This window comes from Lentibacillus sp. L22 (assembly GCF_040812445.1).
Lineage (GTDB): Bacteria > Bacillota > Bacilli > Bacillales > Amphibacillaceae > Lentibacillus_C > Lentibacillus_C daqui.
Window position 1 is genome coordinate 36,797 of the sequence record NZ_JBFNXI010000012.1, and the last position, 12,723, is coordinate 49,519.

A 12,723-nucleotide genomic window follows, 5' to 3' on the forward strand; every position below is an offset into this window, starting at 1 on the left:
ACTTGCTATTCTGTTTGTTCTTGTGGCTTCAGAATCAATTGCATCCGCTGGTTAAACAACGCTGGATACGATAAATAACCCAGCATAATACTGGATACAACCGCAGCCGTCAAAAGTAAGAAAAGGACCAGCAGTTGAAATTGCACCGCTTGTACTGGATCAGCACCAGCAATAATTTGACCACTCATCATTCCTGGCAATTGAACGAGGCCAATCGTTTTCTGGCTTTCAATGGTTGGAATCGTGCTCGCTCTAATGGCAGCGACGAGTTGTCTGTGAATGGCCTGTTTCGGTGTTCCGCCAAGCGATAGAATCAATTCTGTCTGATCGTAGTTCGCATCAACTTCAGAGATGAACCGATTAAGAAAGAGAATGGAGAGTACCATAGAATTGCCGATCATCATCCCGCTAATTGGAATGATATACTGGGCAGTTGCTGGTGTAATCTGAAACCCAAGTAAAATGGCCTGGGTCAATATTTCCACAGCGGTAAACGTAACAACTAACTTCCAGGTAATCCCTTTAATAAATGTTCCTTTTTTGCGTGCATTTTGCGTTGCAGCGACAATCATGAGAATAATCATCAAAATAATATAAATGCGATGCTCTGAATCAAAAACAAACTGCAGGAGATAGCCAACAATAAGTAATTGAATAATGGATCGGACGGTAGCAATTACTGTATCTTTTTCCAGCCCCAATTTAAATACTTTGGATAATACGATGGGGATGAAAACAAAAATAAGAGCCATGGATAATGTCAAATAGCTCATCTGTTTACCCCCTTCACGAAATCTTCCACCCGCTCATTTTGGGGATTGTGAAGAAAACCGCTCTCTCCTGTTTCCAATACTTCACCATCCATCATAACCCATGAATAATCACCGATAGTTTCTGCTTGCTCCAGGTTATGACTGATCCAAATAATGGTTGTCCCATGTTCACGATTAATTTTCACAATCAGTTCCTCCATTGCCTCCTTGGAAACGCGATCCAGGGAGGATGTAATTTCATCCAGTAATAAAATGTCAGGCTGATTGACCAGTGTACGGGCAACGGATAGTTTTTGCCGCTGGCCACCTGAGAGATCTTTTATATTTCGTGATAAAAGGCTCTCGTCTAATCCGACTGTGTGAAGCATTTTTTCGGCTTCTTCATCAGTCAAATCCTTTCCTTGCAGTTTACGCGGCAAGGCTAAATTTTTCCGTACACTTCCAGGGATCATTGTCGCGCTTTGCAAGGCCATACCAACTGTTCGGCGTAATGTTACCGGATCATAGTCAGAAGTACGTTTATCTTTAATATAAATTTCTCCAGTACTGGGCGATAACAGACCGTTACATAGCCTGAATAATGTCGTCTTCCCCGCTCCAGATGGTCCGACAATGGTAGTAATCGCACCTTCTGTTAAATCACCGGTAACATTTTTGATAATCGGCGTATCACCTGCCGTATAATTTACACGATTCAATCGGATTGCCGCGTTTTTTTCCGCTGTCATCTTCCTCTCCCTCCTCACTATCTCACTTTAATTTTATTTATTCCTTATCCTTCCCGTACCATGAATACTATACTTGTTGTCCATCTTTTAACGGAAAAATCCAGTACACGAGCGGTGGAATGCCGGGCATGATGTACGCGTTATTAACATGAAAAACCATCATGAAGTTTCATATATGCATGATGGTTTTAACTACCATTATCCCGTTGTTGTGAATTTCATTTGATTAAAATATGCTACAGTTACTTCTAATTGATCTGGCATTTAATTAGTTTTTTTCACATCATCAATATTGTTCCGGATCAATACATTTATAACATATGCGAAATGGTGATGTCTATTTGGAGAACGGTAATATAATTCAAATTCTGTTTGATATTCCCCAGCATAGTTGAATACGAATCCAGCTTATACATTAAAAATTTATGTTTTACACATAATAAAAAAGACACTCAACTGGAAGCGAGGGAACTGTAATGACAAACAAAGACCACTAGTCGCCCAGTAAATGTGTTGGAGATCACTGATATATTTTTCAATATCGAACGGAACTTATCTTGGTGACATTTTATTGCCGGGATTTATCCAGGTTGTTAAGGATGAGGAAATCAAAAAATATTTAATGCGTGGAAGAGAACTTGCAAAAAAGCAAATTAAATTTTTAAACGATACCTTAATAAAAGATGACCTAAGCGAAAATTCAATGATCAATGGTGTCGTTTCCTCGTCAACTGTCGCTCCTTTTTCGGATAGATTCATTCTTGGTGTAATTTCAACGGCGAATACAGCAGCGATTAACTATATGGGACATGCCCTTTCTACAGCATCAAGGGTTGATTTAGCCACACAGTATTCCAAATATCTGATAGAACGTAAGATTCATATAATTGTCAACTAATTTCTATTATATGCAACTTTTTGTTTCTATATATTTAATCTAACTCACTGTTGCTGTATAATATTGTATATAGAAGAAAAGGAGAAAGGCTGATTAATCTAGCTAAGATGGATGCGGAACAATTAAAAGAGGTGTAAGTTTAAAGTGCAGCAGGATAAATGATTGATAAAAACCTTGTCTCCAGTAAAGTGACTTGTAAATAGAGGGTGAGAAATGATATGAGTGAAGAATTAAAACAAATCAATGAACAGTTGAAACAAATGCAGGAACACACAAATAACAGATTTGACAAAGTTGAAAATACATTATCAGATATGAATAACAGATTTGATAAAATCGAAAACGCCCTCTCAGATATGAAAACAGAACAAAATCAACTTAAACAAACTTTACTAGAAACAAATAAGATCGTTAAGCAAAATAGCGAATCCATAAATAAATTAGCTGATAGCCAGCTGCGACAAGATAAAATTCTCGAATCCCTTGCAACTCGTTCCTTAAAACAAGAAACAGAGATTAGGGATATGAAACGTATTAAGTGATTTATTAAATTTAAAGTCAAAGCAAAACAAATAATACACGATCAGAAATGGTCGTTTTATTTATAGATATTATATAGCACTATTTTACTAGGGGGTTATTAATTTGGCAAAAGAGAAGGAAAAAAAGCCTATTTTCAAACGGTGGTGGTTTTGGTTAATTGTTATCGTCGTCGTTATTGGTGTTGCGTCAAACATGGATGATGAAAAGGATGCGGACGGCGAGGATGATTCCTCTACTGTGGAGAATAGTAGTAGAAAATCAGCAGATGAAGATGATTCAGAAGAAGTCGATGCAGAAGAAGAAGCAGATGATAACGAAGACAATAGTGATAATAAAGAAGAGAAAGAAGAAGACGTGCCCAGAGAGCATAAGTCTGCATTAAATAAAGCTGAAACATATGCGAATACGATGGATATGTCTAAAGCTGGTATATATGACCAACTAGTTTCTGAACATGGAGAAAACTTTCCGGAAGATGCGGCGGATTACGCAATAGAAAATATCGAAGCTGATTGGAAAGAAAATGCTCTAAATAAAGCAAAAACATACGCGGACGACATGGATATGTCGAATGATGCTATTTTTGATCAATTAATATCTGAACACGGGGAACAATTTACGGAAGAAGAAGCACAATATGCCATTGATCATTTAGAATAAGATGGATTAAAAACAAACATACAACTTTGGAAATTAATATGGAAAGGTGTACATTCATTTGTACACCCTATCTTATACAACAAAAGGGAACTATGCAGTAAAACACAAAGACACCCTCTTGCATCACAAGCATACAAGAGGGTGTCTTTTTTATTATTTCTTTAAAACTGGATTTGGCTTACATCATGCCCGGCATTCCGCCGCCCATGCCGCCCATGTCAGGGGCACCACCGCCAGCGTTTTCTTCTGGCTTGTCAGCTACTACAGCCTCGGTAGTCAAGAACATAGCTGCTACAGATGCTGCATTTTGCAGTGCATAACGGGTAACTTTTGTTGGATCAACAATACCAGCTTCAATCATGTTTACCCATTCACCAGATGCAGCATTGAAACCAACACCAACTTTTTCGCCTTTTAAGCGTTCCACAACGATGGATCCTTCCAGACCAGCGTTATGTGCGATTTGGCGTACTGGTTCTTCTAAAGCACGAAGAACAATACTTGCACCTGTTGCTTCGTCACCTTCAAGTGTTAATCCCTCAACTTTATGGTAGACGTTCACTAGTGCAGTACCACCACCAGAAACGATACCTTCTTCAACAGCTGCACGAGTTGAGTTCAGTGCATCTTCAATACGAAGTTTACGTTCTTTCAACTCAGTTTCAGTAGCAGCACCAACTTTGATAACAGCTACTCCGCCGGAAAGTTTAGCAAGGCGTTCTTGTAATTTTTCTTTATCAAACTCAGAAGTTGTTTCTTCTGCTTGTGCACGGATTTGTGTCACACGGGAAGAAATAGCTTCAGGGTTTCCGGAACCTTCCACAATGGTTGTGTTATCTTTTGTAACAACAACTTTAGACGCACGACCTAATTGTTCGATAGTTGTGTTTTTAAGTTCCAGGCCAAGATCTTCTGTAATGACCTCTGCACCAGTTAATACAGCGATATCTTCAAGCATTGCTTTACGACGATCACCAAAACCAGGAGCTTTGACAGCAACAACATTAAATGTACCGCGAAGTTTGTTCAGCACTAATGTTGCAAGGGCTTCTCCTTCTACATCTTCGGCAATGAGAAGAAGTGGTTTTCCTTGTTGTACCACTTGTTCAAGTACTGGAAGAATTTCCTGGATATTGCTGATTTTTTTATCTGTGATAAAGATATATGGATTTTCCAATTCTGCTTCCATCTTATCCTGGTCAGTTACCATGTATGGAGAAGAATAGCCGCGATCAAATTGCATACCTTCGACAACTTCTAATTCAGTGTTAAATCCTTTTGATTCTTCAATAGTGATAACACCGTCATTGCCAACGCGCTCCATTGCTTCTGAAATCAGGTCGCCAACTTCCTTATCATCTGAAGAAACGGATGCAACTTGAGCGATTGATTCTTTGGATTCAATTGGTTTTGAAATAGTCTTTAATTCTGTAACAGCTGCTTCAACCGCTTTTTCAATTCCACGACGAACACCTACAGGATTTGCTCCGGATGTAACGTTTTTCAAACCTTCACTGATCATGGATTGGGCAAGTACAGTTGCAGTAGTTGTACCGTCACCAGCAACATCGTTTGTTTTCGATGCGACTTCAGATACAAGCTGTGCTCCCATGTTTTCAAAGTGGTCTTCCAATTCGATTTCTTTGGCGATTGTTACACCGTCATTGGTAATTAATGGAGAACCGAATTTTTTATCTAAAACAACGTTACGACCCTTTGGCCCCAATGTTACCTTAACTGCATCTGCTAATGTATCTACACCGCGAAGCATTGCACGGCGAGCGTCTTCTGAAAATTTAATTTCTTTAGCCATTTTTAAATGTCCTCCTTAAAAAATCGTATGTTATCATTGTTTTAGCCAATAACAGCTAAAATGTCATTTTCGCGAAGAATTAAGTACTCAGTGCCTTCATATTTTACTTCCGTGCCTGCAAATTTGGAGAAGATGACCAAATTACCTTCTGCAACTTCCGGGGCTACCCTTTCACCGTTATCGGTTACACGACCAGCACCAACTGCAACAACTTTACCCTCTTGAGGCTTTTCTTTTGCCGAGTCTGGAAGTACAATACCGCTTGCCGTTTTTTCCTCTTGTTCAACAAGCTCGATTACAACACGATCTCCTAGTGGTTTAATCAATGAGACGACCTCCTTAATTCGTTTCTACTAAGTATTTTTTGTTTTATTAGCACTCAAGAATGCCGAGTGCTAATTCCACTTAATATAATAAATAATACTGAACAAAAATGCAAGTAATCTCTTCTATTTTTTTTATCCATTTTTCTAATATCCATGTTACTGCTACATTTCGAGGTGGTGTCATATTCCCTTTTGTACACATTGCATCAAATGGTATGATGATTGTTTTGTAGAAAGTCAAATTAAATAAAATCCTTAACACAAGTCAATAGTATTTATTATCCCGGTGAAAAATATGCTAAAATATTGGTTAGTGTTTTTGCATATACTATTTTGATACAACTTAACGCAAAAGGAGTCGTTTCATTTTGACAAGAAGATATTGGTACGTCATTCTAACCTATATCATCATGCAATTTTCTGGCATTGTATTTGTGCCACTCATCTATTTTACTACTTCGTTGAATAACTTTGACATATCCATTTATTGGACAATCTTCAGCTTTATTGCGGGGCTTGTGGTGACATTGTTATTAATGAAGCCGGAAATGAAGGCAAATAACAACCGCAACGCAGCGGATTGGGGTTATACCATTGTGTGGGTGATTGCTGGCGTTGTCATGGCTTATGTTTTTCAGGCTATAGCCGTCTGGATCGAAACAAAATTACTTGGCATCCAAAGTAGCTCCGAAAACACGAATATGATCATCAATATTTCACGAATGGCTCCTTTATTTGTGATTATTCCTGCACTGATTGCGCCCATTCTGGAAGAAATCATTTTCAGGAAGATTATTTTTGGCTGGTTCTACAAGAGAATGAACTTTTTCTTTGCGGCTTTGTTGTCCGCCTTGATTTTCGCGATTATTCATCAGGAACCAGAACACTTACTGATTTACGCTTCGATGGGATTTGTACTAGCATTTGTCTATGTCCAAACAAAACGGATCATCGCACCGATTCTCGTACATATGACACTCAACTCGATTTCCGTAATCGTTCAACTGCTCCTGTCTCCGGAGGATCTGCAAAAAATGATGGAACAAGCCGACAAAGTGCAAATGATTCTTATCATATATTAACTGCTAAGGGGGGAAAAACCCCCTGATTGAAGTTTCACTTTATTGGAGGATAATAATGCAAACATCACCGAAAATCATGGCCATTATTTACTTTGTAATGGGAATTTTTTTTACATATATCGCTACGAAAACGGTGACCAACACCATGTGGAACTTTTCCACTATCGTACTGGCCATTATTGCAACACTTCAGTTTGGTGTAGCAATTAGATTAATGCTGATTCATTTTCGGCTCAAACAAAAAAACAGGAAGAAGTAGTGGTCTTCTTCCTGTCAAAATGATGCTCTCTTCTACTTACTTCATGGTAGCCTCGCCAGACTTATGTGCCTGAACTATCCCTTTTCGGCCCGGTAAACTACATATTTCAATCTATTGGCGAACGCCTCGGTCAACAACTGATGATGATCCCAAATTTCATATAATGCAGGATCCAGAGCAACGGAAAAATCAATTTCCTGCTGGGCAAATGCCTCTGTATCAAAAGACTGCCTCATCAACACCTCGGCTACTGTATCTTCCTTAAAACTGTCAACTGTACGAAAGCCAGCCATTTTAAAGATTCTTTTCCAGTCGGACGCTTTTGGAATTTCGTGAAGTCCATATAACGACTGGAATTCACCGAGTTCCTCTTTGGAAAGTGAATCAGCTGCCGTCATTTCCAAATCAATCAGAACTCCCCCTGTGCGCAAAAGCCGCCAATATTCATTTACCGCTTTCTCAATATTGGTAAATACTGTAACGGGCTCAACGATAATCCAATCAAAAGTGCCTGCTTCCAGTTGACTGTTTTCGATGTTCCCTTTGACCAAATCAACGGTAACTTCCCGATCGGTGAATCGTTCTTTTGACTTTTCAATCATGATTGGATGCTGATCCATCGCTGTTACATGGCAGCCATATTGATCAGCCAGGAAAGCAGCCGTTTGTCCTGTCCCGCAACCAGCGTCTAGTATATGATCCGTTGATTTAATCGGAAGTTCCCGGACAATTTCTTTCGTAAGCGGTAGCCCGCCTGGATGCGCTCCACCCACACCAAGGTACGCCAACAAATCATGATACGTGTACCTTTCCATCCACTTTATCCCTCCGTTTTAACGTAATTTAATGAATTCCCCGAGACTATTGTCCAATCATCAGGGGGGGTAAATACATAAGGTATTATTACAGCAGTGAATGATTGATTTCACTTGTTTGCTTTATCTATTGTGAGAAAACACATCAATAGAAGGATACCTTTATGGTTAAGAAAGGAGTAAATTGAAGAATGCCTGTAAATCCTTATTATCATCGATGCATGGAATGCAGGGGCAGACCAGTAAGGATTAGAACGAAAGATGGTCGGGTACATCATGGGATTGTTGATCGGGTCACACCTACCCATGTCTATCTTCGTCCAATGCACAGAGGTCTTGGCGGGTACGGCTACGGATGGGGATTTGGTGGGTTTGGGCTGGGATTTGTCTCAGGAATTGCCCTTGGTGCCATTGCAGCATTTTCCCCACTTTTCTTCTGGTAAAAAAACGGACCAAGATGACGGAATGTGTGGATGATTCGTTTGCCCTCCCTTTAAATACCTTACCGGCTGCTTGCCACATGTTACAAAGCCTGCCAATATAGCGGGCTTTGTAACACTATTTTGGAAAGTCGGACTCCTTTAGAATTGTTTCTGCTGGGACATCCAACATCTGCTCAATGGTACTATTTGTATTCGCTACATAGGATGAAACCATATGATAGCCGGTATTATAACCGGCCCATCGCGGAATAAATCCTTTTCCATACAGCAATTCATAGTGCCTGCGTTCGGCTCTTTTTACGGTACAATTTGGTTGAAGCCATTTTTCCCAGTGATACAAGGCCGTTTTGGATGGATAAAGGGTTGCCCATTTTGCCAGGTGTTCCTTGCCCAGGCGCTCTTCCACGGCCATTTCCGCCAAACCTTCCAGAACAATAGAATCAAGCAAATCCATGTTTGCTTCGGATTTATCAAGGTGTTTTAACCGGCATACATGATTATATTCATGAATCAGCAGTTTCTCCAGCTCAACTTTTTTATTGTATGGGGTGACAAACAAAAACACTTTATCCGGATAGGACAAACCGGATAGCCCGTTAAAATCAGCCTGGAGTTTTCGATTTTGCACATTGGAAGGCAATATAAAGACAGGAACATCGGGGCCATGCCAATCTTTTCGCAACTTGGTCAGTGATGTCTTCACGGTCTCCCAACAATTTTTTTCTTTTAACGATTTGATGATTGACTTATCGTCCGGGCTGGGTAAAAACAGCCCGTTTCTCAGTAAATGCTCATGAATTTCGACAGTATTTGCATGATGAAAATAGGGTTTTAGTCTGCCGCTTATTTGCTCCTGGTGATGTTTTCTTACCTTTATTTTGGATGTTTCCTTATCTTTTTTTGCCATGTACGCGTCAAGCCACTTAGATGTTTGCACAACCGCCATTTACAACCAATCCTTTTCCAAAGTTGAACGATCACTATACTATATGACAGATAACCCAAATTGTTCCGGGACAAAGGGACGGTTCTTCTGTCCCGGCAATTTTTTACAAGAAAAAAATGGTGGGACAAGGATCCTGTCCCTAAAGGTGAGGCAGGAGAACCGACCCGAAACCGGCCCTCTGTCCCTACAATGGATAATGTTTTAAGAAATAGACGAGTGCTTGCAGTTCTACAGCTAAATCAATATGATGGACACGGACATTGTCGGGGACTGTTATTCTGGCTGGGGTAAAATTCAGAATGCCAGCGATTCCCTGGTTGACAAGCCTTTCTGTAATTCCATCCGCTTCACTTGCCGGTACAGTCAGGATAGCCACTTGTACGTCGCCGAGCTTTTCTTCCAGATCGCTAATATGATAGACAGGTATCCCGCCAATATCGGTTCCCACTTTTTCTTTATTGGTATCAAACGCCATTACGATTTTGGTGTTGTTGTTTTTCATAAAATTATAGTGCAAAAAAGCCGTACCAAGATTTCCGACCCCAATGAGGGCAACCTCGGTTGTTTCATCCTGATCCAGCGTTTTCCGGAAAAAGCCAAGCAAATATTCTACATTATAGCCATAACCTTTTTTTCCCAAAGCACCAAAGTAACTAAAATCACGACGAATGGTGGCTGAGTCCACTTTAACTGCATCACTTAATTCCTTGGAGGAGACGCGCATTTTCCCCTGAATGTGCAGATTGTTTAAAAACCGATAATATAGAGGTAATCTTTTTGCTGTTGCTTGCGGAATCTTATTTTGCTCCACCGTTATCCTCCCCTTGTTCGCGATGATAGTCACCGGATTTTCCGCCTTTCTTCGCTAATAAGCGTGTTTCTCCAATGATCATGCCCTTATCAATCGCCTTACACATATCATAGACGGTTAATGCTGTCGCAGTAGCAGCAGTTAATGCCTCCATTTCCACTCCTGTACTGCCTTTTGTTTTGACAAACGCTTCTATTTTCAATTCAAACACGTCATCTTTGACATGCCAATCAAATGAAATATCGATCCCTTTCAATGACAATGGATGACACATGGGAATCCAGTCAGATGTTTTCTTTGCCGCCATAATACCGGCTACTTGAGCGACCGCTAGTACGTCGCCTTTTTCTATTTGATAATCGTTGATTTTTTGATAAATTTCTTCTGAGACTTTAACACTGGACGCAGCAATGGCCGTTCGTTCTGTCTCAGCCTTTTCACTTATATCCACCATATGGGCTCGTCCCTGTTGATTAAAGTGTGTGAAATCCGCCATTTTTTCAACTCCATTTCGCTTTCAACCGTACTTCTTATAGTTTAACAGAAACAGGAACAGAAGTCGTGATTTATTTCACATTCAAAAACCGCAGTCGAAATGATCTACCTTATACTTTCTAACCTTCCAAGAATACGATACACTAATGTGGATGAGGTGAACGATTTATGATTATCATGCAACTAAATGGTATTTCCAAATCCTTTGGCGCGGAACAAATATTATCGAATATAAAATTGGAAATAAAAGATAAAGACCGAATTGCTATTGTCGGGAGAAACGGAGCAGGAAAATCTACCTTGCTGAAAATAATGGCCGGGGAACTTTCCCATGATGAAGGGGAAATACACAAACCAAAAGATCTTTCCATTGGCTATTTGTGCCAGCATACAGGACTTGAATCCGATAAAACTATCTGGGAAGAAATGCTGACGGTTTTTCAAGACTTAATGAAACAAGAAAAACGCTTGCGAATCATGGAACAACAAATGGCAGATACAGATTCGCTTTCCCAAGAGGATTATCAACAGCTATTACATGACTATGACCGGGCACAACAAGCCTTTACAGCAGGTGGCGGATATCGTTACGAGGCAGAGATAAAATCTGTACTGACGGGGTTAAATTTTCAGGACTATGATGACAGCACCCCGATCAATGCATTGAGTGGCGGCCAGAAAACCCGGCTTGCCCTGGGTAAACTGCTGTTGATGAAACCAGATCTGCTTATCCTTGACGAACCAACCAACCATCTTGATATTGATACACTTGCATGGCTGGAAAATTATTTAGCCGGTTATCCCGGAGCGGTTACTATTGTTTCCCATGACCGCTACTTTTTGGACAAAACCGTGACGATTGTTTATGAGATCTCTTACCATCATACAAAAAAATATCATGGAACCTATAGTAAATTTTTAGAACAAAAGGCCCAGCAATTTGAACAGGAAATGAAAGAATATGAAAAACAGCAAACAGAAATCAAACGAATGGAAACCTTTATTCAAAAAAATATTGTCCGGGCATCGACAACGAAGCGCGCTCAATCCAGACGAAAACAATTGGAAAAAATGGAGAAACTGGATAAACCTGCCGGGGAGGAATCATCAGCAAATTTCACATTTGAGATTGCCCGCAGAAGCGGAAATGATGTACTAAAATTAAATGATGTTTCCTTTCGCTATGACGATGATAAAAAAGAGCTGTTTTCCCACGTCAATTTGCATGTCAACCGCGGGGATCGGGTTGCACTGGTTGGACCCAATGGCGTGGGGAAAACGACCCTGCTTAAAATAATACTTGGAACCTTAAAACCAAATCATGGAACGATCCAGCTTGGTACCGGTGTACAAATTGGCTATTATGACCAGGAACAAATGACCTTAACCCCGACAAAAACCATCTTGCAGGAATTATGGGATGACTATCCAACCATCAATGAACGAGATATTCGAACCGTTTTGGGCAACTTTTTATTCTCCGGGGATGATGTTTTAAAACAGGTACATTCCTTAAGCGGCGGCGAAAAAGCCCGTCTGTCATTAGCCAAACTGATGATGCAAAAAGCCAACTTACTTATCCTTGATGAACCGACAAACCACTTGGATATTGATAGTAAGGAGGTACTGGAGGCAGCATTAATGGATTTTCCGGGAACCATTATCTTCGTATCCCACGATCGATATTTTATCAATAAAATTACCGATCAAGTCGTCGAGATGCAACATGATGGGGTTACCGTCTATTTAGGTGACTATGACTACTATCTGGAGAAGAAGCAAGAAGAAGCGGAACGGGAGCAAATAAAACAAGCGAACAAAATCGTACCTGAACGCGAGCCAAAAAACAAATCGGCCTCCACCTTCCAGGAAGAAAAGAAGCGGCAAAGTGAACAGCGAAAGAAGGAACGTAAAATTGCGGAGCTTGAGACAACCATTGAACAATTAGAAACAGAACTAAGCCATTTAGAACATAAAATGGCGGAACCAAAAATTTATCAAGATCATGAAAAGGCATTGGAACTAACTACAAAAACGGATAAACTACGTGGAGAAATCGAACAACTAATGGAAGAATGGACGGAATTACAATAAAGAGGAACTTTCTCAGCTTGAAAAAACATACTAAGAT

15 protein-coding genes and 1 pseudogene are annotated in these 12,723 nt (G+C 40.1%); 7 read left to right on the plus strand and 9 right to left on the minus strand.

What is annotated here, in order from left to right; all coding sequences use genetic code 11:
* Window positions 1-5: 5 nt before the first annotated feature.
* The 3 genes and pseudogenes from ABRT01_RS07960 to ABRT01_RS07970 all read right to left on the minus strand — a co-directional run.
* Window positions 6-773: an ABC transporter permease gene (locus tag ABRT01_RS07960; protein WP_269411333.1), complete on the minus strand. Its 768-nt coding sequence runs from the start codon at window positions 771-773 to the stop codon at window positions 6-8.
* Window positions 770-1,501 carry an ABC transporter ATP-binding protein gene (locus tag ABRT01_RS07965; protein WP_269411332.1) on the minus strand — a complete coding sequence of 244 codons (732 nt, stop codon included), beginning with the start codon at window positions 1,499-1,501 and terminating at the stop codon, window positions 770-772. The genes ABRT01_RS07960 and ABRT01_RS07965 overlap by 4 nt, the downstream gene beginning before the upstream one ends.
* 264 nt (window positions 1,502-1,765) lie before the next feature.
* Window positions 1,766-1,888: pseudogene (locus ABRT01_RS07970) on the minus strand (hypothetical protein); the annotation flags it as partial.
* 121 nt (window positions 1,889-2,009) lie between these two features.
* Here ABRT01_RS07970 and ABRT01_RS07975 point away from each other — a divergent pair.
* The 3 genes from ABRT01_RS07975 to ABRT01_RS07985 all read left to right on the plus strand — a co-directional run bounded on the left by ABRT01_RS07975 (window position 2,010) and on the right by ABRT01_RS07985 (window position 3,602).
* Complete coding sequence (locus ABRT01_RS07975; protein ID WP_367746762.1) at window positions 2,010-2,399, plus strand: DUF3231 family protein; 390 nt, start codon at window positions 2,010-2,012, stop codon at window positions 2,397-2,399.
* Window positions 2,400-2,617: 218 nt separating this feature from the next.
* On the plus strand, window positions 2,618-2,941 hold the full coding sequence (locus tag ABRT01_RS07980) for a hypothetical protein (RefSeq protein ID WP_367746763.1): 324 nt from the start codon (window positions 2,618-2,620) through the stop codon (window positions 2,939-2,941).
* A gap of 103 nt (window positions 2,942-3,044) precedes the next feature.
* Entirely contained in the window at window positions 3,045-3,602 is a 558-nt protein-coding gene (locus tag ABRT01_RS07985; RefSeq protein WP_367746764.1) for an Ltp family lipoprotein, read from the plus strand.
* 178 nt (window positions 3,603-3,780) lie between these two features.
* On the opposite strand, the gene groL is transcribed toward ABRT01_RS07985, so the two are convergent.
* Together groL and groES are read right to left on the minus strand one after the other, a co-directional pair.
* Window positions 3,781-5,415, minus strand: coding sequence for a chaperonin GroEL (groL, locus tag ABRT01_RS07990; RefSeq protein ID WP_269411330.1), 1,635 nt, complete (start codon window positions 5,413-5,415; stop codon window positions 3,781-3,783).
* A 41-nt stretch (window positions 5,416-5,456) separates the two neighbouring features.
* On the minus strand, window positions 5,457-5,741 hold the full coding sequence (gene groES / locus ABRT01_RS07995) for a co-chaperone GroES (protein ID WP_269411329.1): 285 nt from the start codon (window positions 5,739-5,741) through the stop codon (window positions 5,457-5,459).
* A 368-nt stretch (window positions 5,742-6,109) separates the two neighbouring features.
* On the opposite strand from groES, the gene ABRT01_RS08000 reads away from it, so the two are divergent.
* Window positions 6,110-6,823, plus strand: a complete 714-nt coding sequence (locus tag ABRT01_RS08000; RefSeq protein ID WP_367746765.1) for a CPBP family intramembrane glutamic endopeptidase — start codon at window positions 6,110-6,112, stop codon at window positions 6,821-6,823.
* 55 nt (window positions 6,824-6,878) lie between these two features.
* Window positions 6,879-7,082, plus strand: coding sequence for a YdiK family protein (locus ABRT01_RS08005; RefSeq protein WP_367746766.1), 204 nt, complete (start codon window positions 6,879-6,881; stop codon window positions 7,080-7,082).
* A gap of 74 nt (window positions 7,083-7,156) precedes the next feature.
* Here ABRT01_RS08005 and ABRT01_RS08010 read toward each other — a convergent pair whose 3' ends face one another.
* A complete protein-coding gene (locus ABRT01_RS08010; RefSeq protein ID WP_367746767.1) occupies window positions 7,157-7,897 on the minus strand; it encodes a class I SAM-dependent methyltransferase in 741 nt (246 codons plus the stop codon).
* Between the two features lie 191 nt (window positions 7,898-8,088).
* Here ABRT01_RS08010 and ABRT01_RS08015 point away from each other — a divergent pair, with 191 nt between their 5' ends.
* Complete coding sequence (locus tag ABRT01_RS08015; RefSeq protein ID WP_269411326.1) at window positions 8,089-8,340, plus strand: hypothetical protein; 252 nt, start codon at window positions 8,089-8,091, stop codon at window positions 8,338-8,340.
* A 115-nt stretch (window positions 8,341-8,455) separates the two neighbouring features.
* Here ABRT01_RS08015 and ABRT01_RS08020 read toward each other — a convergent pair whose 3' ends face one another.
* The 3 genes from ABRT01_RS08020 to moaC form a co-directional block, all read right to left on the minus strand.
* Window positions 8,456-9,286: a DUF2268 domain-containing putative Zn-dependent protease gene (locus tag ABRT01_RS08020; protein ID WP_367746768.1), complete on the minus strand. Its 831-nt coding sequence runs from the start codon at window positions 9,284-9,286 to the stop codon at window positions 8,456-8,458.
* A 184-nt stretch (window positions 9,287-9,470) separates the two neighbouring features.
* Window positions 9,471-10,103, minus strand: coding sequence for a redox-sensing transcriptional repressor Rex (locus ABRT01_RS08025; protein ID WP_367746784.1), 633 nt, complete (start codon window positions 10,101-10,103; stop codon window positions 9,471-9,473).
* Entirely contained in the window at window positions 10,084-10,593 is a 510-nt protein-coding gene (gene moaC / locus ABRT01_RS08030; RefSeq protein WP_367746769.1) for a cyclic pyranopterin monophosphate synthase MoaC, read from the minus strand. Before moaC ends, ABRT01_RS08025 begins: the two co-directional genes overlap by 20 nt.
* A gap of 167 nt (window positions 10,594-10,760) precedes the next feature.
* On the opposite strand from moaC, the gene ABRT01_RS08035 reads away from it, so the two are divergent.
* Window positions 10,761-12,686 carry an ABC-F family ATP-binding cassette domain-containing protein gene (locus ABRT01_RS08035; protein WP_367746770.1) on the plus strand — a complete coding sequence of 642 codons (1,926 nt, stop codon included), beginning with the start codon at window positions 10,761-10,763 and terminating at the stop codon, window positions 12,684-12,686.
* The last annotated feature ends 37 nt before the right edge of the window (window positions 12,687-12,723 follow it).